The following is a 20,992-nucleotide window of genomic DNA, read 5'->3' on the forward strand; positions in this document are numbered from 1 at the left end:
CCTGATCCGAAAGGCCCGCCCATGCGTCCCACCCTGCGCCCCGATTTCCAAGGCGTTCTGTTCTTCCCCGTCACGCCGTTCACCGAGTCCGGTGACGTCGATGTCGACGCCCTGACCGCGCACCTGACCAAGGGGCTTGAGGCCGGTCCCGGCGGGATCTTCATTGCCTGCGGCACCGGCGAATTCCACGCCATCGACGAGGACGAGTTCCGCGTCATCGTCGCCACCGCCGTCAAGGTGGTCGCAGGCCGCGTCCCGGTGTACGCCGGTGCGGGTGGGTCGGTGGCCCAGTCCAAGCGCTTCGCCGTCGCCGCTCAAGAGGCGGGCGCCGACGGTCTGCTGCTGCTGCCGCCCTACCTCGTCGAGGTACCGCAGCCCGGTCTGGTCGACTTCGTCGCCGCCGTGGCCGGGGCCACCGAGCTTCCGGTCATCGTCTACAACCGCAACAACGCGAAGTTCACCGAGGCCTCCGCCGTCGCCGTCGCCAAGATCCCCAACGTGATCGGATTCAAGGACGGCACCGGCAATTTCGATCAGGTCGCCCGTATCGTCGCCGCCGTCACCACTCAGGTGGACCCCGACTTCCTGTTCTTCAACGGGCTGCCCACCGCCGAGACCACGCAGCTGGCGTTCCGTGCCATCGGCGTCCCGCTGTACTCGTCGGCGACCTTCGCCTTCGCGCCCGACCTGGCGCTGGCCTTCTACAACTCGCTGGAATCCGGTAACACCGAGCTGACCAACGCGCTGCTCAACGCCTTCTTCATCCCGCTGGTGCAGTTGCGCGACACCGTCCCCGGCTATGCCGTCTCGCTGGTCAAGGCCGGCGTGACCATGGAAGGTGTGCCCGCCGGACCGGTGCGTCCGCCGCTGGTGATGCCGCACGCCGATGACCTGGCCCAGCTGAGCTCCATCATCGCCGCGGGCCGCGCGGTGCTGGCCGCGTCGTTGAGCGAGGCCGTCTAGACCATGGCGCCGATCAGGATCACCGGAGCCCGCATCACCCCGGTCGCGTTCGTCGACCCGCCGTTGCTGAACACGGTCGGGGTGCACCAGCCCTACGCGCTGCGCGCGATCATCCAGCTGGACACCGATGCGGGCCTGGTGGGCCTTGGTGAAACCTACGCAGACACCCGCCACCTGGCCCGGCTGCATGCCGCCGCCGAGGCGATCACAGGTCTGGATGTGTTCGCGCTCAACGAAATCCGCGCGGCAATCGCGGTTCGGCTGGCCGGTGATGACGCCGCCGTCGGCACCGCGGGCATGATCACCACCGCCAGCGCGGTGGATCAGGTGCTCTCGCCCTTCGAGGTGGCCTGCCTGGATGTGCAGGGCCACACGCTGGGCCGGCCGGTATCGGATCTGCTGGGCGGCAAGGTCCGTGACGCGGTGCCGTTCAGCGCCTACCTGTTCTACAAGTGGGCCGCGCACCCCGGCCAGGAGCCCGATCGCTTCGGCGAGGCACTGGACCCCGCGGGTCTGGTCGCCCAGGCCCAGCGCATCATTGGCGAATATGGTTTCACCGCAATCAAACTCAAGGGCGGGGTGTTCCCTCCCGAGGAGGAGATGTCGGCCATCGAGGCGCTGGCCGAAGCCTTCCCCGGCATGCCGTTGCGGCTGGACCCCAACGCCGCCTGGACCCCGCAGACCTCGGTCAAGGTGGCCTCCGGGCTGGCCGGCATCCTGCAGTACCTGGAGGATCCGACGCCGGGCCTGGACGGGATGGCCTCCGTGGCCAGTGAGTCGCCGCTTCCACTTGCCACCAACATGTGTGTGGTCGCGTTCGATCAGTTGGCCCCCGCCGTCGCCAAGGGATCGGTGAAAGTCGTTCTCTCCGATCACCATTACTGGGGCGGACTGCAGCGTTCCCGGCTGCTCGCCGGGATCTGCGAGACGTTCGGGCTGGGCCTGTCCATGCACTCCAACTCGCACCTGGGCATCAGTCTGGCCGCGATGGTGCACCTGGCCGGCGCGACACCGAACCTCACCTACGCGTGTGACACGCATTGGCCGTGGAAGACCGAAGAGGTCGTCAAGGACGGTGTGCTGCGCTTTGTGGACGGTTCCGTCCCGGTGCCCACCACGCCGGGCCTCGGCGTCGAAATCGACGAGGACTCGCTGGCCGCACTGCACGAGCAGTACCTGCGCTGCGGTATCCGCGATCGCGATGACACCGGCTACATGAAGACCGTCGACCCGAACTTCGAACTGGTCAGCCCGCGCTGGTAGGCCCTGGCTTTTTCCCGTCGCTTCGCTCGCCCCGTTACGGTGGGTGGATGGCAGACCCATCGGCCGTCGAAGCCGCCCACCCGCCGGAGTTACTGCTCAGCGTCGTCAACCGGGTGCTGAAGGTCGCCCTCAAGACCCCGCTCGGCGGCTACATCGGCGATTTCATGTTGGTGGCCTTCACCGGCCGCAAGACCGGGAAGCGGTATGCGACGCCGGTGAGCGCGCATGCACTCGACGGTGCCCTCTACGTCGTGCTGGAGGCGCAGTGGAAGTACAACTTCCGCGGCGGTGCCGACGCGCAGGTGTCCCACCGCGGCAAGACCCGCACCATGCACGGTGAGCTCATCACCGAACCCGCCACGGTCGCCGGCATCGCCGACCGGATCGCCAAGTCCTACAGCCCGAAAAAGGCGCAACGGCAGCTGGGGATGACGTTCCGCGACGGGGTGTATCCCACCCTGACCGAGTGGGAGGAATCCGTGCGCCGGGTGAAGATCGCGGCCATCAAACTCACGTGAGCACCGGGGCGCGGTCGGCGATGACGAACGTCGCGTCGGTGCGTGCCGGCGCACCGGGACGGGTCACGAACGGCAATGTCCGGAAGTCGGCCCGCAGTCCGTCGGCCGTGATGCGGGTGCGGACGTAGCCCCGGCGATTGCTGAAGTATTTGAGGTGCGGATTCTCCGGGAGAATCGCATCCACATCCGGGCGGGAGTCCGAGCCGTCCCCGCCCGAGGTGATCGATGATGTCACCAATTCCGTTGCCACCGGCCCCGATCGGGGATCGCTGATCTCGGCGGCCCAGTGTGAGTGCACATCGCCGGTGAGCACGACGGGATTGCGTACGCCGCCCAGCCCCGCGGTGATCCGGTCGCGGCAGGCGCCGTACCCGTCCCAGGCGTCGGCGTTGACACCGCGGCGCGGTCCCGCCACCACATCGAGCGGCGCAAAGAACACCTGCTGGCCCAGGATGTCCCAGCGGGACCGCGAATCCCGCAGGCCGGCGAGCAGCCAGCGTTCCTGATCGGGTCCGACCAGCGTGCGCCCCGGGGAAATCAGCTCCGGGCAGTCGGCGCCGTAGGCGTCGCCGCAGGCCTGATCGGTCCGGTACTGGCGGGTGTCGAGCAGGTGGAATGTCGCCAGGGCTCCCCACTGCACGCGTCGGTACAGCCGCATCCCGGTGCCCTGCGGTCGCGCCGACGGCCGCAGCGGCATGTTCTCGTAGTAGGCCTGCAGCGCCGCGGCGCGTCGGGCCGGGAAATCCGGTTGCGGCTCCTCGGGCACATCGGCGGCCCAGTTGTTGTCCAGTTCGTGGTCGTCGAACACCACCAGCCACGGTGCGGCGGCGTGCGCGGCCTGTAGGTCGGGATCGGTTTTGTACTGCGCGAAGCGCTGCCGGTAGTGGGCCAGCGTGACGGTTTCCGGTCCCACATGCCTGCGCACACCGCCGTCCTTGCCGGCGTACTCGTACTGGTAATCACCAAGGTGCACCACAAGATCCGGGTGGTCCTCGGCCAGTCTGCGGTAGCCGGTGAACCACCCCTGCTCGTAGTTCGAGCACGAGGCGAAACACATTGTCAGGGGCGCGAGTGCACCGGGTTGCGGTGCCGTGCGGGTCCGCCCGGTGGCCGAGATGTAGCCACCGGCGCGAAACCGGTAGAAATACTCGGTGCCCGGTCGCAGGCCGGCGAGTTCGATATGCACGGCGTGCGCCGATTCCGGTGTCGCCACGGTCATCCCGCGCCGTTCGATTCCGCGGAAGCGTTCATCTGTGGCGACCTCCCACTCGACATCGACCATCCGCCAAGGCATTCCGCCGAGGCCGTCGTCGGCCAACGGTACCGGTGCCAGCCGCGTCCAGATCACCACGCCGTCGGGGACCGGTTCCCCGGAAGCCACCCCGAGGGTGAACGGGTCGGAGGTCAGCTCGGCCCGGCCGAAGCCGACCAGCGGGATCGCCGCGACGGCCAGGGCCCCACCGAGCAGCGCACGGCGGGACAGATTCGTCGACACGGCGCAGTGTCAGATGCCGACCTTGCCCGCAGGTGACGCGCAGCTGTCCGGTGTCTCTCCGTCAGCCGTCATCTCGTGGTTGCCATGCCGCCGGCGCGCGCACCGCGTCGAAAAGCCGCACCAGCACATCCACCAGGTGCTCGCGGTCGACCTCGACATCGCCGAGCAGCACCGCGCCGATCGTGCTGATGACACCGCCGACCAGGAATTGGGAGACCAGCCGCAGATCGGTCGGTAGATCATCGGTCGGCAGGCCGGGATCACCGCTGGATGCCGTCGATGCCAGCATGCCGGCGAACCGGCTGGATTCCTGCAGACTGCGCCGGCCCAACGCCGGTGATGCGGTCGCCTCCAGCACCAGGATCCGGCCCTTGCGTGGGTCGGCGAGAATCAGATCCACCAATTCGGCCAGCACCGCGCGCGTTCTCGCCAGGTCGTCATCGGGCGCCCCGGCCAGCGCGGTGACCGAGCGGCGCGCGCTCTCCTCGATGACGGTGTCGTAGACGGCCAGATGCAGCGCCTCGATATCGGGGAAACTCTCGTAGAAGTAGCGCGCCGCGACCCCGGAGGCCTCGGTGACGCCCCGCACCGTGGTGCCCGCGATGCCGCGGGTGCCCATCAGTTCCAATCCCGCGGCGAGCAGCCGGGCCCGCCGTTCGGCCACCCGGTCGTCGGCGGTCTGCCCTCCGTACCGCCGGGTGACCATCGAACCATCTTGACACAGGGCATATGGGGCTGATTTCCTCAATCTGCACACAGGTGTTTCCTGTTTCGCGATGGGAGCTGAGATGGATCCGAAGCCGTGGGAACCCGGCCAACCACATCACGAGTTGGCCGCCGATGTGCGGTGGTGGATGGGGATGCCGTTGGCGTTCGGTCTGTTCGGACGGCTGGCGCTCGACCAGGTGGCCTACCGCAAGGTTGCCGCGGCCGTCGACGCCAGTGGGCGCTTCGCCGCCAATTTCACCGACCGTGGGCTGAACAGCTACCTGTGGAACGGCCCGCTGGCCTTCGGTGACGAGGCCGATCGCCACGCCGCCCAGGACCGGCTGAAGTCCAAACACGGTGCGGTGCACGGAGTCGGCAAGGGGGATTTCGAGGGCGAACGTTTCAGCGCGCTCGATCCCGCGCTGTGGAAATGGGTCGGCACCACGTCGCTGAACATCTTCTACGCCGGCTACGTCGCGGTCTACGGCAAGGACCTGACCACCGAACAGCGCGAGATCGTCTACCGAACGGTGTGCGCGATGGCCGATGTCGGGCTGCCCAGCACGGCATCGGAAGTGCCGCCGACGGTGGCCGAGATGCAGGCCTACTACGACGAGGTCGCGGCCACCGAATTGGCGGCCAACCCGTTCCTGCTGTGGGCCGCCGACCAGTTCGGCGCACCGCCGGTGCCGACGTTGTTCGGCCCGCACTGGCTGCACCAGATCATCGCGCCGGTCTGGCGGTTGGCGGCCCCGGCGATGGCGCGGCCCGCCCGCATCTGCGCCGAGTCGACCACGCACCCGACGATGATGGAACTGCTGGGCAGCAGCTGGAACTCGCGCAAACAGCTCGAGTTCGCCTGCTACCGGGCCTCCATCCGGGCCGCGCGGCGCTGGCTGCCGAAGTGGGCGCTGCTGGAACCGATGGCCTATAACCGGTACCGCTACGAGCAGCTGCGCGCCTTCCACCACAAATACGAGTTGGAGTCCTTCGCGCCCGCCGCGAGCTAGACTGATGCACTGCTGACGTCCCGCATCGGTGCGGTGATACGAGGAGTGCATGGATGTTCTCACTGGCCCGGCTGTCCTGCTTCATCGCCGTCGCCGAGGAACTACATTTCGGCCGCGCCGCCGAACGCCTGCACATGACCCAGCCGCCGCTGAGCCGTCAGATCCAGCAGCTGGAAACCGAACTCGGGGTGCAGCTCATCGACCGCACCACCCGGTCGGTCACCCTGACCCCGGCCGGGGTGGCCTTCCTGCCCGACGCACGCCGCATCCTGCAGCTGGCCGAGAGCGCCGCGCTCACCGTGCGGCGGGTACCGGCGGGGGACCTGGGCACGGTGGTGGTCGGATTCACCGCGGCCTCCGCGCACGCGGTGCTGCCGCGCCTGCTCGAACAGACGCGCAGCATCCTTCCCGATGTGAAACTCGAACTGCGCGAGATGGTTTCATCGGTACAGGTCGAGGCGCTGATGAGCGGCGAGATCGACCTCGGGATGGCGCGGCCGCCCCTGAAGCGGCCGGGGATCGTGTCCCGTCCGTTGCTGCACGAGCAGTTGGTGGCCGCACTGCCCGCCGGGCACCCGCTCACCGAACAGGGCCGCCAGCTCACCCTCAACGATCTCGACGGCCAGGACTTCGTGATGTATTCACCGGTGCAGGCCCGCTATTTCAACGAACTGCTGATCAGCACGTTCACCATCGCCGGTGCGACGCCGCGCTTCGTGCAGTTCGTCACCCAGGTGCACACCATGCTGGTGCTGGTGCGTTCCGGAATCGGGATTGCCCTGGTGCCCGCCTCGGCGGCGACGCTGCATCCCGAGGGGGTGGTGTTCCGGACCATCGGGGCGTTCCGGGAGCGCCCGGTCGAACTCGATGCCGCCTGGCGCGGGGACAGCACCAACCCGGCGCTGCTGCGGCTGTTACGGGATGTGCTGCCTGCCCGCGAGTGGACCACCGATGACCTGGTCGAACAGGTCATCGGCTGACCGCGGCTAGCGCCGCAGCGAGCCGGGGGGCATGTCCACGCCGATCTCGTCGCAGATCGGGCCGATGATGATCAGCGAGCCACGAGGGCTGCAGAACGGGGTACCCGGCGGCAGCGGCTGCGGGGCGGACGGGGTGAGCTCCGGGGGAGTGATGTCCGCGGAGATGAAGCTGTCGGCGGCCGACCCGTCGGGGTAGACCATCCGCACGTTGCCCTGCCCGAACGGCACCGTGAAGTAGGTGTGGCACACACTCATGTCCCAGCGGATCTCCTGGAACGGCAGGGCCTGGCCCGGGCACCACTGGGTGGTCGGTGCGGTGTACGGCCCGGCGGCCGCGATGCCGGCGCCCACGCCGAGCCCGGCTGCACCCACGGCGGCAGCCACCACGGCCACCTTCGTCAATCTCCTGATCTCGCTCATCTGGATCATTCCCTTCGCTGGGCCGTGCCCAGGCGGGCTTGCCGATGAAAGGAAGTACAGCGCAGCGGGACGGCTACCGATCCCAAAAATGCAAAGAGAGCTGCCTAGACACGGGCCCCGGGCTGCAGCACCGGGGTGACCAGTCGGCCGGTGGCCAGGAACTCGTCGAGGTTGCGCAGCGTGAGGTCCTCCATCGCCGCGCGGGTCTGCACGGTGCCGCTGCCGACATGGGGGAGCAGCACCACGTTGTCCATCCCGAGCAACTCGGCCGGGACGTTGGGCTCGTCGGCGAACACGTCGAGCCCGGCGCCGGCCAGCCGGCCGTCGCGCAGCGCGGCAACCAGGGCGACCTCGTCGACGACGCTGCCGCGGGCGATGTTGATCAGGTAGCCGTCCGCACCGAGCGCGTCGAGGACCGCGCCGTCGACCAGCTTGCTCGTGGAACTGCCGCCGGCGGCGGCGATCACCAGCACGTCGACCTGCTGCGCGAGTTCCACCGGTGACCCCACGTAGGTGTACGGCGACTCGGTGACCTCACGGCGGTTGTGATAGCTGATGGTGCACCCGAAGGCACTGAGCCGCTTGGCAATTGCGCCACCGATGCGGCCCAGTCCGATGATCCCGACCCGGGTGTTGCTCACCTGCCGGGTCAGCGGGTAGTTGCCGTTGACGGGCCACTGCCCGGCCCGCACATAGCGGTCGGACGCGGAGAACTGCCGCATGGTGTCGATCAACAGGCCCACCGCGGTGTCGGCGACGCAGTCTGTCAGGACGTCGGGGGTATTACTCACCCCGACGCCCCGAAGTGCAGCGGCATCCACATCGGTGGTGTCGTAGCCGACGCCGAAGTTCACCACCGCGCCGAGGCGGGGCAACTCGGCCATCAGCGCGGCATCGACGCCGGTGCGGCCGGACGTGACGACGGCGGTGATATCGGCGCCGGGGCCGGCGAGGAACCCGGCGCGCGCGGCCGCATCGTCGGGGAGGGTCTGCGCCCCGTAACGGGTGCGCAGGGTCTCGGCCAGAGACGGCTTCAGGGGGCCGACCTGCAGGACCCTGGTGTCGGAAGAAGATGAAGAGGTGTCGGGCATGTGGGCTGCTCCTTCGCTGCTCACTACGTACGGTATTGAGACCTGCGGATACCTGTCCAACACGGAAATAGCATGGGTTAATGCAGAACCCGCATGACTAGGCAATCGTGAGCCGTTCCCGGGTATCAAAGGCCCGTGCGGCCCCCTAAAGTGCCTGATCACTGGCCATTTCGGGTGGGTACGTCCAGCCCCGGGCGGATGCGCAGAACCGCTCAGCGGCCCATTTCGGGCGGTTGACGGTGTCCGAGAGCCGCTCTTACGGTGTGTCTACCGTCACAAGTGATGTCCACATACGTAGACGTCACTGCCGATGATCGCAGGTAGTACAGCCCACACCCTTGATCTGGAGGTCCCGATGGCCGCGACAGTTGCCCGAGCCTCGCTGCGCCGGCTCGCACTTCTCACCAGCGCAGCGGTGCTGGCCGCCGGATGCAGCGTCGCCAACACCGGTAGCGGTGGTTATGACCCCGAGACCTTGCGCATCGTGCTTCCCCAGGAGCCGCCCACGCTGGAACCGTGCGAGGGCTCGCTGACATCCACCGGCATCGTGACCCGCTCCAACATCACCGAGCCGCTGGCCGAGCGCGATTCCACCACCGGCGATCTGCTGCCGCTGCTGGCCACCGGATGGGAGCAGACGTCTGCCAACGAGTGGACCTTCACGCTGCGCGACGGTGTGACCTTCTCCAACGGCGCACCGTTCACCTCCGCCGACGCCGCGTTCTCGATCGACCGCGCGGTCAACTCCGACCTGCAGTGCAACGTCGACGGTTACGTCTTCGGCGATGAGGTGCTGGCCCTGCAGACGCCCGACGAGCACACCGTCGTGGTCGGCACCACCGAGCCCGATCCGATTCTGCCGCTGCGCATCTCGTTCGTCGAGATGGTTCCGGTGACCACCAGCATGACCGAGAAGGTCCGTGAGCCCATCGGCACCGGACCGTACGCGATCGAGCGCTGGGATTACGGCCAGAAGCTCACCCTGGCGCGCAACCCCACCTACTGGGGCACGCCGCCCGCCTTCGCGCGCGCCGAATACAAGTGGCGCAGTGAGGGAAGTGTGCGCGCAGCGATGCTCACCAACGACGAGGTGGACATCGCGACCGGGCTCGGACCCGAGGACGGGGCCGGAGATCTCGGTGTGCCCTTCCAGAACAACGAGACCACCGCGCTACGTATCACCGGCGCCGAGGCACCGCTGAACGACATGCGGGTGCGCCAGGCCATCAATTACTCGGTCAATCGCACCGGCATCGTGAAGGCGTTGTTCCGTGGGCTCGGCGAGCCCGCGGCGCAGCTGATCCCCGAAGGTGTCGTGGGTTTCAACTCCGATCTCCAGCTGTGGCCGCACGACCCCGAAAAGGCCCGCCAACTCGTCGACGAGGCGCGGGCCGACGGGGTCCCGGTGGACCGCCAGATCCGCTTGATCGGCCGCAACAGCCAGTTCCCCGGCGTCACCGAGACCGTCGAGGTGATCCAGAGCGAGCTGGCCGACGCCGGCCTCAACGTCAAGATCGAGATGATGGACACCGCAGCCCAGCTGGAATACCAGCTGCAGCCGTTCCCGGCCAATGCCGGACCGTTCCTCGCACTCATCCAGCACGGCAACCAGGCCGGTGACGCCGCCTTCTCCGTCGACCAGTACATGCGCTCGGACGGAGCCCAGAGCGCTTTCGGTACACCCGCTTTCGATGAGCAGATTGCTGCGGCCGGCAGGCTCACCGGAGAAGCGCGCCAACAGGCCTACGCCCAGATCTTCGCCGACGAACCGGAGAAGATCATGCAGTTCGCCTATATCGCCCACATGCGGGGCATCCTCGGCAAGTCTCCCCGCGTGGACTATGAACCGAACCCGGCGACCGGCGACGAAATGTTGCTGGCCACGATGACGCACGCCTCATCCGACCGCACCGACCAGTCCTGACAGTCAGCATCCTCTTCTGAAGGGTCACACCCGTTATGTTCTCCTTCGTTCGACGCCGGATGTACACCAGCGCACTACCGTTGGTGATCGTGCTCCTCGGAGTGTTCCTGCTTGCCAGGCTCACCGGCGACCCCACCAACCTGTACCTGCCCGAGTCCGCGACACCCGATCAGCGCCAGGCCTTCGCCGACGCCAACGGATTCAACGACCCGCTGATCGTCCAGCTCTTCGACTACTTCAAGGGCATCATCCACCTCGATTTCGGAACCTCGCTGCGCACCGGCGAATCCGCCTCCGAGATGGCGCTGCGCGCCTTCCCCGCCACCCTGCAGCTGGCCTTCGTCACCATGCTGCTCGCGATCATCGGCGCCGTCGTCATCGGCTGCTGGGCCGCCTACCGGCCCAACTCGCTGGCCGACCGGTTCTCCAGCCTGCTGTCCATGACCGCGGCATCGATCCCCGACTTCTGGTTCGCCATCACCGGCGTCTGGTTGTTCTCGGTGCTGATGGGATGGCTGCCCACCTCGGGTACCGACGCAGGGATGCTGTCCTGGATCCTGCCGATCGCCACCTTGATGATCCGGCCGCTCGGCGTGTTGACGCAGGTGGTGCGCGGAGCCATGGTGTCGGCTCTGTCGGCTCCCTATGTCCGGTTGGCACGGAGCAAGGGCGCCAGCGACTTCCGCGTCGTCACCCACCACGCGCTGCGCAACGCCGCCGCCCCCGCCCTCACCGTCGCCGGTGACCTCGCCGTCGGCCTGATCAACGGCGCCGTGGTGGTGGAGGCCATCTTCGGCTGGCCCGGTATCGGCAAGCTGATGATCGACGCCATCCTGCAACGCGACTTCGCGGTGCTGCAGGCAGCAGTACTGCTCACCGCTGTCAGCATCTTCATCCTCAACATCGCCATCGACGCCTGCTACGCGCTGCTCGACGCACGCGTCCGGGAACCGGCCAAGGTTTAAGGAAAAACAGATGACTCAAATCGATCTGGTACCGGTCAAGCCCACCACCGCCATCGTCGGAGAGCCGGCATCGCGCAAGGCATCCGGCCGCTCGGTATGGTTCCGGATGCTGGTCAACGACCGGGTGGCGGCCGTCGCGGCCACCGTCCTCGGCCTCGTTGCGCTGACCGCGCTGTTCGGTCCGATGCTGGTCGGCGATCTCGCCACCGACATCGACCTGGACAACTCCAACCAGGCGCCCTTCACCCTCGCCCACGGCTGGGCCAACGTGCTGGGCACCGACCCACTGGGCCGCAGCATGCTGGCCCGACTCGTCGTCGCCTGTCAGACCACTCTGTCGGTGGCCATTCCTGCCGTGGTTATCTCGGCCGTCGTCGGATCGATCATCGGCATGTGGGCGGGCTACTACCGCGGGTGGCGCGAGACCGTCGCGATGCGGGTGGCCGACGTCATCATGAGCTTCCCGTCGCTGCTGCTCGCCGTCGTGGTGCTCTACGTGTTCTCCCCGAGTGCGGCCAACATCGTTGCGGTGCTGGCGATCACCCGCATCCCGGTCTACCTGCGCACCGCGCGCGCCGAGTCCGCCGAGCTGTCCACCCGGGTGTTCGTCGACGCGGCCCGCACCTTCGGCGCCAGCGGCACCTCGATCATCACGCGGCACGTGCTGCCGATCGTCCTGCCCACCCTGTTGACGGTGGCCACCCTGGACTTCTGCTACGTGATGCTGGCCGAGAGCTCACTGAGCTTCCTGGGCATCGGCATTCAGCCCCCCGACGTCAGCTGGGGCCTGATGGTCGCCCAGGGCCGCACCTACCTGCACACCGCATGGTGGCTGTCCTTCCTGCCGGGCCTGGCCATCGTCATCACCACAGTTTCGGCCACCATCCTGGCGGCCTGGGCACGTATCGCCACCGATCCCGCCCAGCGGTGGCGGCTGACTGTTCCGCAGAAGCGACTGTCCCGCTTCGCCAAGTCCGGAAAGGCTCTCTAGATGACTGCTGTCGCTGAACACCCGCCCGTGGACCGGACGGACGCCGACCCCGCCCTGCGGGTGGAGGATCTCACCGTCGACATCCGCACCATCGCCGGCACCGTCCGCGCCGTCGACCACGTCACCTTCGCCGCCCGCAGCGGTGAGACGCTGGCGCTGCTAGGCGAATCCGGCTGCGGCAAGTCGATGACCGCCACCGCGCTGGTGGGCCTGCTGGAACCTGTCGCGCAGGTCGTCGACGGATCGGCCACCATGGCCGGCGTCGACCTGATGGCGGTCGATCGCAAGAAGCGCCGCGAGATGGCCGGACCCGAACTCGCGATCGTCTTCCAGGACGCGCTCACCGCGCTCAACCCGCTCTACACCGTGGGCACCCAGCTCGCCGAGCCGTTCCGCATCCACCACGGGATGAAGGCCAAGGAAGCCAAACGCCGGGCCATGGAACTCATGGTGCGCGTGGGCATCCCGCAGCCCGAGGAGCGGATGAAGGCCTACCCGCACCAGTTCTCCGGCGGTATGCGGCAGCGCCTGCTCATCGCGATGGCCGTCGCGCTGAACCCGAAGGTGCTGATCGCCGACGAGCCGACCACCGCGCTGGACGTCACGGTGCAGGCCCAGATCATGGCGCTGCTCAAGAGTCTGCGCACCGAGTACGACATGGCCGTCGTGCTGATCACCCACGACCTCGCGCTGGTCGCCGAGGAGGCCGACCGGGTCGCGGTGATGTACGCCGGCAGCATCGTCGAAACCGGATCGGTGGCCGAGGTTTTCGGTGATCCGAAGCATCCCTACACGAAGGGTCTGCTGGACTCGGTGCCCGTCGCCGCCGAACGTGGCGCCGAACTGAAATCCATCGGCGGCTCACCGCCGGATCTGCACTCCATCCCGTCCGGCTGCGTCTACCAGGACCGCTGCCCGCTGGTCCGCGATATCTGTCGCAGCACCCGCCCGGCTCTGCAGGACGTCGGCAGCCGGCGCAAGTCCGCATGCCATTTCCCCGGGGAGGTTTCACATGCCTGAGAATCACGAGGCCGAGCAGGTGCTGTCGGTCCGCGACCTGACCAAGTCGTTCCGGGTGTCCGGCGGTAAGAAGCTGCGCGCCCTGGACGGTATCAACCTCGACCTGGCCCGCGGCGAGACCCTGGGCCTGGTCGGTGAATCCGGCTGCGGCAAGTCGACACTGGCCCGCACCCTGATGATGCTCGAACGCCCGGACTCCGGATCGGTCACCTTCGACGGTATCGATCCGTTCGGTCTGAAGGGCAAGGACCTGCTGAAGTTCCGCCGCCGCGTGCAGATGGTGTTCCAGGACCCCTACGCCTCGCTGAACTCCCGGATGACCGCGGCCGAGATCATCGCCGAGCCGTGGCGCACCCACAAGACGCTGTACAGCTCGCGCGCGGACCGGGACATGCGGGTCCGTGGTCTGCTCGACCTGGTCGGCCTGGGTGCCAAGGCCTTCGGCAAGTACCCGCAGGAGTTCTCCGGCGGTCAGCGTCAGCGCATCGGCATTGCGCGGGCGCTGGCGCTCAACCCCGAGGTCATCATCTGCGACGAACCGGTATCCGCGCTCGACCTCTCGGTGCAGGCACAGGTCCTCAACCTGCTCAACGATCTGCAGCAGGAACTGAAGATCTCCTATGTCTTCATCTCGCACGACCTGTCGGTGGTGCGCCACGTCGCTGACCGGGTGGCCGTGATGTACCTCGGCCGGATCATCGAAAACGGCCCGACCGAAGCCGTTTTCGACCGAGCGTCGCACCATTACACCTCGGCGCTGATGTCGGCGGCCCCGAAGTTGCGCGACGAACAGCGCGGCGAGCGCATCCTGCTCAAGGGCGAGGTGCCCTCACCGCTCAACCCGCCGTCAGGATGCCGGTTCCGCACCCGGTGCGCGGCCGCCACCGACATCTGCGCCGAGCAGCGCCCGCCGTTGTCGCTGGATGTGCTGGTGCCCGGACACGCCGCCGAGTGCCATCATCCCCGGATCGACGAGCAGCAGTCGGCATTGTCCAACGCGTGATCGGGGTGATGGCGGGCGAGCGAAGCGACGGGAAATGACCAGCGTCCTGGGATACGCGATCGTGGCGATCGCGGTCCTTTTCGCGTCCTGCCTGCAGGGGTCCATCGGGTTCGGCATGGGCATGCTGGCCGCGCCGGTGGTCGCCATCGTGGATCCCGGTCTGGTGCCGGGCACGCTGATCATGCTGGCGACCCTGCTCACGCTGATGGTCGTGATCAAGGAACGCGGCTCGATCGACGTGTCCGGTGCCGGCTGGGCACTGTTGGGACGGGTTCCCGGCACGGTCGCCGGGGCCCTGTTGCTCGCCGCGATTCCCGAGCACACCCTGGCCATCCTGATCGCCGCCGTCGTGATCGGCGGTGTCGCGGTGACCGGGCTGGGCTGGGTGCCCGCACCGCGTCGGCGCAATCTGGTGCTGGCCGGGGCGACCTCGGGTGTGCTGGGCACCGCGACATCCATCGGCGGCCCGCCGATGGCGCTGGTCTGGCAGCGCAGTGAGGGTCCCGAACTGCGGGGGACGATGAGCAGCTTCTTCCTGATCGGTTCAGTGATGTCGATCGCCATGCTCACCCTGACCGGTGCCGTCGACCGGCACACCGTGGCGATGTTCGGTGTGCTGATACCGGCCGCGCTGCTGGGGTATGTGTTGTCCCGCTACGCAAACCGCATCCTCAATCCGATTCGCCAGCGGTGGACCGCCATCACGGTCTCCATGATCGGCGCGGTGGTCCTCATCATCCAACAGACGGGTCTGCTATGAGCGAATCCACCGCGCGCGCAGGCGTGAAATCGGCCGTCCGCACCGTCGAGTTGCTGGAGTATCTCGCCGCCCGGCAGGACAAGCCCGCGCGGATCCGCGAGATCAGCGAGGCGCTGGACATGCCGCGCAGCAGTGCCCATGCGCTGCTGCGCACCCTGATGGCCCAGGGCTGGGTGCGGTGCGATGACACCGGTGCGTTGTACGGGATCGGCATCCGGGCACTGCTGGTGGGCACCAGCTATCTCGACGGCGATCCGTACCTGCCGATGATCGCGCCGTTCCTGGACGACCTGCGCACCGACTGGGGCGAAACCTTCCACCTGGGCCGCCTCGATGGCACCGACATCGTCTATCTGGCCACCCGCGAGTCCCAGCAGTACCGGCGAGCCGCCAGCCGGGTGGGCCGGCGGCTGCCCGCGCACGCCACCGCCCTCGGCAAGGCTCTGCTGGCCGAAAGGGTGGGGGCCGAGCGCCGCAGTCATCTGCCCGGCGAGCTGATGGCGCTGACGCCGAGCACCCTCACCTGCCACGACGAACTCGACGACGCCCTGGAGACCGTGCGCATCCGCGGCTATGCCACCGACGACGAGGAGAACACCGCGGGTCTGCGGTGCTTCGCGGTGGCGTTGCGCTACACCTGGCCCGCCCAGGACGCCATCAGCGCCTCGGTGCCGGTGTCCCGGCTCACCGGCGAGCGCGAGCGGGCGTTGGTCGAGGCGCTGTGCGCGGTGGGCGACAAGGTGACCCGGGTGCTGCGGCCTGTCGCCAACGGTGACAAGTGGTTTGGGTGATGAGGGTGTCCGGCCAGGTGGGCCATATCAGTGTTGGATCAATTGATGCGATAACAGTGTTGGACGTGCATCAACCGCAATTTATAGGCTGGCAGATATGAGCGTTCAGACCCCGATTGTCACCGAGATGCGGGTCGTCCCCATCGCCGGCCACGACAGCATGCTGCTGAATCTCAGCGGTGCGCACGGCCCGTTCTTCACCCGGAACCTGGTGATCCTGAAGGACTCCGACGGCAACACCGGTGTCGGAGAAGTCCCCGGCGGCGCGGCCATCCAGACCACACTCGAGGACGCCCGCCCGCTCGTCGAGGGGCGCGGCATCGGCGCCTACAACGCGGTGCTTGCCGACATCAGGCGCACCTTCGCCGACCGCGACTCCGGTGGCCGCGGCGCCCAGACCTTCGATCTGCGGATCACAGTGCACGCGGTCACCGCAGTGGAATCGGCGATGCTCGACCTGCTCGGTCAGCATCTCGGCGTGTCGGTGGCCGCCCTGCTCGGCGACGGACAGCAGCGGGACCGGGTGCAGGCCCTGGGATATCTGTTCTTCGTCGGTGACCGCAACCGCACCGATCTGGCCTACCGCGGCCCCGCCGATGAGGATTCCGGCGCCGATGACTGGCTGCGGATCCGGCACGAGGAGGCGATGACCCCGGAAGGCGTGGTACGCCTGGCCGAGGCGGCCCGGGAACGTTACGGCTTCCGCGATTTCAAGCTCAAGGGCGGCGTGCTGCCCGCCGCGGACGAATCCAAGGCCGTCATCGCGTTGGCCGACCGGTTCCCCGACGCCCGGATCACGTTGGACCCCAACGGCGGATGGCTACTCAAGGACGCCATCACCACCTGCCGGGAGCTCACCGGGGTGCTGGCCTACGCCGAGGATCCGGTGGGACCCGAGGGCGGCTTCTCCGGCCGCGAGGTGATGGCCGAGTTCAAGCGGGCCACCGGACTGCCGACCGCCACCAACATGATCGCCACCGACTGGCGTGAGATGGGCCATGCCATCCGCTCCGGCGCGGTCGACATCCCGCTGGCCGACCCGCACTTCTGGACCATGGGTGGTTCCGTGCGCGTCGCCCAGCTCTGCGATGCGTGGGGACTGACCTGGGGGTCGCACTCCAACAACCACTTCGACGTTTCACTGGCGATGTTCACCCAGGTGGCCGCCGCGGCGCCCGGCGACATCACCGCCATCGACACGCACTGGATCTGGCAGGACGGGCAGCGCATCACCAAGGAGCCGTACCGGATCGTGGACGGTTACCTCGACGTACCTGCCGCGCCGGGCCTGGGTATCGAACTCGACGAGGAACGGGTGGCCGCTGCGCACGAGCTGTACCTGGCCGAGGGGCTAGGCGCCCGCGATGATGCCGTGGCCATGCAGTATCTGATTCCCGGCTGGAGCTTCGACAGCAAACGCCCCTGCCTGCAACGTCACTCGTGAAGATGAAAGTTCTCATCGGCGATCGCAACCTGGTCCCGCACCGCCGCCGCTTCGAAGCCGCCCTCCCACCGGAGGTCAAGACGATCTGGGCCGGCGGCGATATCAGCCCGGACCGGTTGCGCGAGGCGCAGGTCTTCGTCGGCGGCCTGTTCACCGCGGAGATGGCGGCCATCGCCGAGAAGCTGCGGTTGGTGCACGTGGCCGGTGCCGGCACCGACCGGGTCGCCTTCGACGCGCTCGGTGCTGACGTCTTGGTGGCCAACACCTTTCACCACGAGCGTTCCATTGCCGAGTTCATCCTGGCCGCCGCCATCATGCTGCGCCGCGGCTTCCTGCAGCAGGACCGTGCGCTGCGCAGCGGGGTGTGGGCCAGTTCGGTCTATGACGACACCATCGCCCAGCCGCCGACCCTGCACGGAGCCCGGATCGGTTTCGTCGGGTTCGGTCATATCGGTCAGCAGAGCTGGAAGCTGTTGAGCGCCTTGGGCTGCCAGGGTGCCGCGGTCACCGGATCGGGACGGGTTCGCGACGGCGCGGGGTTGGTGTGGGCCGGTGACGTGTCCCGGCTCGATGACCTTGCCCGAGAATCGGACGTGCTGGTGGTGTCGGCACCGCTGACCCGGGAGACCACCGGCATGATCGGCCGCCCCCAGCTCAGCGCGCTGGGGCCCGACGGCGTGCTGATCAACGTCGGGCGCGGCCCGCTGGTCGACGAGAACGCGCTGTACGACGCGCTGCTCACCGGCCGCGTCGGGGCCGCCGCCATCGACGTCTGGTATCGCTACCCGGACGCCGCAAACCGTACCGGCGCGCCGTGCCCACCCAGTGAGCTGCCGTTCGCCGAGTTGCCGAACGTGTTGATGACCCCGCACGCTTCCGGGGTCACCGCCGACACCTTCAAGGGCAGAGGCGACGATATCGCCGCCAACATCGGGCGGTTGCTGCGAAACGAGCCGCTGCAGAACGTGGTTCAGCCCAGCACGTCGTAGATGAGCCGGAAGTAGCGGTCGGTCCGCGCGGAGCCCTCGATCCCGGGGCCCATCTTGTTCATCACGTAGGCGATGGTGGTGCGACGGTCCGGGTTCATGGATTGCCATGACCCGCCCCAGCCGCCCCAGAAGCAGATCTTGCCGTCCGGGATGTATCCGATGGCGGGGCTCGGCAGGCCGAATCCGAGACCCATCCGGAGGTGGTGGCCGGCGAGCACCAGGTCGGGTCCCTCGATCTCGGTCTCGAAGATGCGCTCCACGGTCTGCGGTTTCAGCAGTTGCACGCCGTCGACGGTGCCGCCCAACGAGACCGCCGAGAGGATCTTGGCCAGTGCGCGGGCGTTGGTGTGACCGTTGGCGGCGCCGATATCGGCGGCCCGCCACGCCGCGGAGTTGGCGATCAGCGGGTCGGGCGCAGGCCCGGTGAACGTCTTGATCATCTGCTCGCTCCACTGCTCGAACGGCGGGATGCCCTCGAATGAGTCTGCGGGCGCGATGATCTCGGCGATGCGGGCGTCGTCCTGCGGTGCCGCACCGATCTGGAAGTCCACGCCCAGCGGCCCGGCGATCTCCTCGGCGACGAACCGCTTCAACGTCCGGCCGGTGACCCGGCGCACCACCTCGCCGATCAGGTGCCCGTGGGTCAGGGCGTGGTAACCGGTGGCCGTGCCCGGTTCCCACCACGGCGCCTGCGCGGCGAGCATCGAGGTGGACCGGTCCCAGTCGAGTACGTCCTCGGGGGTCACCGGCTGCTCCCACGCCGACAGCCCCGACGAGTGGGTGAGCAGATGGCGGAACTCGATGTGCTGTTTGCCGTTCGCGCCGAACTCCGGCCACACCTCGGCCACCGGGGTGCGTGCGTCGATCAGCCCGCGGTCGATGAGCATCAGCCCGGCCAGCGCGGTGATGTTCTTGGTCGATGACCAGACGTTGACGATGGTGTCGGCCGTCCACGGTGTGCTGCGGGCCGCATCGGTGTGCCCGCCCCAGATATCCACCACCAATTCGCCGTCGACATCGATGGCGATCGCGGCGCCGCACTCCTCGTCGGTCGCGATGGCCTGGTCCAGTGCCTCGGCGAGTGGGGCGAATTCCGGCGCGAAGTGGCCGTCGATGTTTCCCATACCCGACATCATGCGCCGGGCGGGGCCTACCAGTTGTGGTATCCGCCTTCGGGACCCAGCATCCGTTCCAGCCGGCTGCGCCCGATCTTGGCGAGCTCGTTGCGCAGGATCTTGCGTTCCATCTCGACCTCGTGGTGCATGCGGTTCGACAACGCGCTCAGCACGTCGCCGGCGCAGTGCCCGTCGACGAACATCACGAAGGGGAAGCCGTACCGGCCCACATAGCTGCGCGATGCGGCGCCCAGTTCCGTCATCGTCGCGGCGTCGTCGTCCCACACCGAGCACTGCTCGGAGGCGGAACGGACACTTCGGGGTCGCCGTCCGACGTCGGGGCAGGTGTCGAGGATCTGATCGACGGCGGCTTCGGGGAGTTCGAACAGCAGCGCGTCCGCGCGACGGAAGAGGGCGTCGTGATCGGGGTAGGCACGTCCCCTGACCAGTTCACGGGCCATCGCGTAGCTGTTGCAGCACTCGTAGAGCGCATGCACGGCCTTGCGTTCGGGCAACGTGTTGAACACGTCCAGGCCGATTCCTTGATGCAGCAGCACACACCCATGATCAAAGGGCCAGGACACGCCCGGGTTACCGCGTGTTACAGCGGTGCTAAATCAATTCCCGCGATCAGTGACCGTCGGCCTTGAACCGCTCGATCGAACGCTGCAGCTCGGCCTCGGCCTCTTCGCGACCCGCCCAGTCGGCGGCCTTCACGAACTTGCCCGGCTCCAGGTCCTTGTAGTGGACGAAGAAGTGCTTGATCGCTTCCAGCTCGAACGGCGGGACATCGGCGAGATCCTGGATGTGGTCCCAGCGCGGATCGCCCGCGGGCACGCACAGCAGCTTGTCGTCGCCGCCGGCCTCGTCGGTCATCTTGAACATCGCGACCGGGCGGGCCTCGACGATGCAGCCCGGGAACACCGATTCGGGCAGCAGCACCAGAGCGTCCAGCGGGTCGCCGTCCTCGCCGAGGGTGTCTTCGAAGAATCCGTAGTCGGCGGGGTAACCGAACGACGTGTAGAGATACCGGTCGAGCTTGACGCGGCCGCTCTCGTGGTCCACTTCGTACTTGTTGCGCGAACCCTTGGGGATCTCGATGACGACGTCGAACGACACCGGCGTTGCTCCTTCGGCTGGCTTGGTCTGGCGGGTCCACATTAGAGGAGCGATACGCTGCACGTTATGCGGCCCGGGAGATGGCGCCGATCCACCCACCTGGTGATCGGCCTGGTGGTACTCGTGCTGGTGGCTGCCGTGGTCGGGGTTGCCGCGGTGGTCACATCCACCCGTACCTCGGCGAACAAGGCGCTGCCCGAACAACCCGCCGCCGTGGCGGCCGCGCCGGGAGTCCGCCCGCTCGGCGAGGCCACCACCGAACCGACCCCGAAGGGCCTCGCCGCCACACTGGCCGCGGCGCTGGCCGACCCGAACCTGGGCATGCTGACCGGCCGGATCACCGACGCCGACGACGGCACCGAATTGTGGGAGCAGGGCGAGCGCATCCCCATGCAGCCTGCGTCGACGAACAAGGTGCTCACC

The 20,992-nt window shown here is 67.8% G+C and carries 22 protein-coding genes; 15 read left to right on the forward strand and 7 right to left on the reverse strand.

Annotation, left to right across the window (positions count from 1 at the left end; translation table 11 throughout):
• The first annotated feature begins 21 nt into the window (after positions 1–21).
• Genes AC1DTF_RS09280 through AC1DTF_RS09290 form a run of 3 tightly spaced genes read left to right on the forward strand, consistent with a single transcriptional unit; the run spans position 22 to position 2,744 of the window.
• Positions 22–963, forward strand: a complete 942-nt coding sequence (locus AC1DTF_RS09280) for a 5-dehydro-4-deoxyglucarate dehydratase (protein ID WP_057170791.1) — start codon at positions 22–24, stop codon at positions 961–963.
• A gap of 3 nt (positions 964–966) precedes the next feature.
• Positions 967–2,226, forward strand: coding sequence for a glucarate dehydratase family protein (locus AC1DTF_RS09285; protein ID WP_477473853.1), 1,260 nt, complete (start codon positions 967–969; stop codon positions 2,224–2,226).
• Positions 2,227–2,273: 47 nt separating this feature from the next.
• Positions 2,274–2,744 (forward strand): PNPOx family protein, encoded by a 471-nt coding sequence (locus AC1DTF_RS09290; RefSeq protein WP_477473854.1) that lies wholly within the window; start codon positions 2,274–2,276, stop codon positions 2,742–2,744.
• On the opposite strand, the gene AC1DTF_RS09295 is transcribed toward AC1DTF_RS09290, so the two are convergent.
• Positions 2,737–4,239, reverse strand: a complete 1,503-nt coding sequence (locus AC1DTF_RS09295) for an alkaline phosphatase D family protein (RefSeq protein ID WP_477473855.1) — start codon at positions 4,237–4,239, stop codon at positions 2,737–2,739. The genes AC1DTF_RS09290 and AC1DTF_RS09295 overlap by 8 nt on opposite strands.
• Before the next feature lie 61 nt (positions 4,240–4,300).
• Positions 4,301–4,945: a TetR/AcrR family transcriptional regulator gene (locus AC1DTF_RS09300; RefSeq protein WP_477473856.1), complete on the reverse strand. Its 645-nt coding sequence runs from the start codon at positions 4,943–4,945 to the stop codon at positions 4,301–4,303.
• Positions 4,946–5,027: 82 nt separating this feature from the next.
• Between AC1DTF_RS09300 and AC1DTF_RS09305 the strand changes: the two genes are divergently transcribed.
• Positions 5,028–5,957: an oxygenase MpaB family protein gene (locus AC1DTF_RS09305; protein WP_477473857.1), complete on the forward strand. Its 930-nt coding sequence runs from the start codon at positions 5,028–5,030 to the stop codon at positions 5,955–5,957.
• A gap of 53 nt (positions 5,958–6,010) precedes the next feature.
• Positions 6,011–6,937: a LysR family transcriptional regulator gene (locus AC1DTF_RS09310; protein ID WP_057170797.1), complete on the forward strand. Its 927-nt coding sequence runs from the start codon at positions 6,011–6,013 to the stop codon at positions 6,935–6,937.
• Between the two features lie 6 nt (positions 6,938–6,943).
• Here the strand turns inward: AC1DTF_RS09310 and AC1DTF_RS09315 are convergent, their stop codons facing one another.
• Together AC1DTF_RS09315 and AC1DTF_RS09320 are read right to left on the reverse strand one after the other, a co-directional pair.
• Positions 6,944–7,357 carry a hypothetical protein gene (locus AC1DTF_RS09315; protein WP_477473858.1) on the reverse strand — a complete coding sequence of 138 codons (414 nt, stop codon included), beginning with the start codon at positions 7,355–7,357 and terminating at the stop codon, positions 6,944–6,946.
• Between the two features lie 104 nt (positions 7,358–7,461).
• A complete protein-coding gene (locus AC1DTF_RS09320) occupies positions 7,462–8,448 on the reverse strand; it encodes a 2-hydroxyacid dehydrogenase (RefSeq protein WP_477473859.1) in 987 nt (328 codons plus the stop codon).
• A 355-nt stretch (positions 8,449–8,803) separates the two neighbouring features.
• Here AC1DTF_RS09320 and AC1DTF_RS09325 point away from each other — a divergent pair, with 355 nt between their 5' ends.
• The 9 genes from AC1DTF_RS09325 to AC1DTF_RS09365 all read left to right on the forward strand — a co-directional run bounded on the left by AC1DTF_RS09325 (position 8,804) and on the right by AC1DTF_RS09365 (position 18,335).
• Complete coding sequence (locus AC1DTF_RS09325; RefSeq protein WP_057170800.1) at positions 8,804–10,372, forward strand: ABC transporter substrate-binding protein; 1,569 nt, start codon at positions 8,804–8,806, stop codon at positions 10,370–10,372.
• A gap of 35 nt (positions 10,373–10,407) precedes the next feature.
• The gene (locus tag AC1DTF_RS09330; RefSeq protein WP_057170801.1) at positions 10,408–11,337 is read left to right on the forward strand and encodes an ABC transporter permease; all 930 of its coding nucleotides are present in this window, start codon (positions 10,408–10,410) and stop codon (positions 11,335–11,337) included.
• 10 nt (positions 11,338–11,347) lie between these two features.
• Positions 11,348–12,328 (forward strand): ABC transporter permease, encoded by a 981-nt coding sequence (locus AC1DTF_RS09335; protein ID WP_057170802.1) that lies wholly within the window; start codon positions 11,348–11,350, stop codon positions 12,326–12,328.
• Positions 12,329–13,348: an ABC transporter ATP-binding protein gene (locus AC1DTF_RS09340; RefSeq protein ID WP_477473860.1), complete on the forward strand. Its 1,020-nt coding sequence runs from the start codon at positions 12,329–12,331 to the stop codon at positions 13,346–13,348. It abuts the gene before it with no gap.
• Complete coding sequence (locus AC1DTF_RS09345; protein WP_477473861.1) at positions 13,341–14,351, forward strand: ABC transporter ATP-binding protein; 1,011 nt, start codon at positions 13,341–13,343, stop codon at positions 14,349–14,351. Before AC1DTF_RS09340 ends, AC1DTF_RS09345 begins: the two co-directional genes overlap by 8 nt.
• A 34-nt stretch (positions 14,352–14,385) precedes the next feature.
• Positions 14,386–15,111 (forward strand): sulfite exporter TauE/SafE family protein, encoded by a 726-nt coding sequence (locus AC1DTF_RS09350; RefSeq protein WP_057170805.1) that lies wholly within the window; start codon positions 14,386–14,388, stop codon positions 15,109–15,111.
• A complete protein-coding gene (locus AC1DTF_RS09355) occupies positions 15,108–15,902 on the forward strand; it encodes an IclR family transcriptional regulator (protein ID WP_477473862.1) in 795 nt (264 codons plus the stop codon). The genes AC1DTF_RS09350 and AC1DTF_RS09355 overlap by 4 nt, the downstream gene beginning before the upstream one ends.
• A gap of 97 nt (positions 15,903–15,999) precedes the next feature.
• The gene (gene gudD, locus AC1DTF_RS09360) at positions 16,000–17,346 is read left to right on the forward strand and encodes a glucarate dehydratase (RefSeq protein WP_477473863.1); all 1,347 of its coding nucleotides are present in this window, start codon (positions 16,000–16,002) and stop codon (positions 17,344–17,346) included.
• 2 nt (positions 17,347–17,348) lie between these two features.
• Positions 17,349–18,335, forward strand: coding sequence for a 2-hydroxyacid dehydrogenase (locus AC1DTF_RS09365; RefSeq protein ID WP_477473864.1), 987 nt, complete (start codon positions 17,349–17,351; stop codon positions 18,333–18,335).
• On the opposite strand, the gene AC1DTF_RS09370 is transcribed toward AC1DTF_RS09365, so the two are convergent.
• From AC1DTF_RS09370 to AC1DTF_RS09380, 3 genes are all read right to left on the reverse strand, one after another.
• Positions 18,317–19,459, reverse strand: coding sequence for a serine hydrolase domain-containing protein (locus tag AC1DTF_RS09370; RefSeq protein WP_477473865.1), 1,143 nt, complete (start codon positions 19,457–19,459; stop codon positions 18,317–18,319). The genes AC1DTF_RS09365 and AC1DTF_RS09370 overlap by 19 nt on opposite strands.
• 26 nt (positions 19,460–19,485) lie before the next feature.
• Positions 19,486–20,007 carry a 2-oxo-4-hydroxy-4-carboxy-5-ureidoimidazoline decarboxylase gene (locus AC1DTF_RS09375; protein WP_200962300.1) on the reverse strand — a complete coding sequence of 174 codons (522 nt, stop codon included), beginning with the start codon at positions 20,005–20,007 and terminating at the stop codon, positions 19,486–19,488.
• 73 nt (positions 20,008–20,080) lie between these two features.
• Entirely contained in the window at positions 20,081–20,569 is a 489-nt protein-coding gene (locus tag AC1DTF_RS09380; RefSeq protein WP_057170947.1) for an inorganic diphosphatase, read from the reverse strand.
• Between the two features lie 66 nt (positions 20,570–20,635).
• On the opposite strand from AC1DTF_RS09380, the gene AC1DTF_RS09385 reads away from it, so the two are divergent.
• Positions 20,636–20,992 (forward strand): D-alanyl-D-alanine carboxypeptidase (locus tag AC1DTF_RS09385; protein ID WP_477473866.1); only part of this gene is annotated, 357 nt, incomplete at its 3' end.

It is taken from the genome of Mycobacterium sp. P4_H6, from assembly GCF_056400845.1.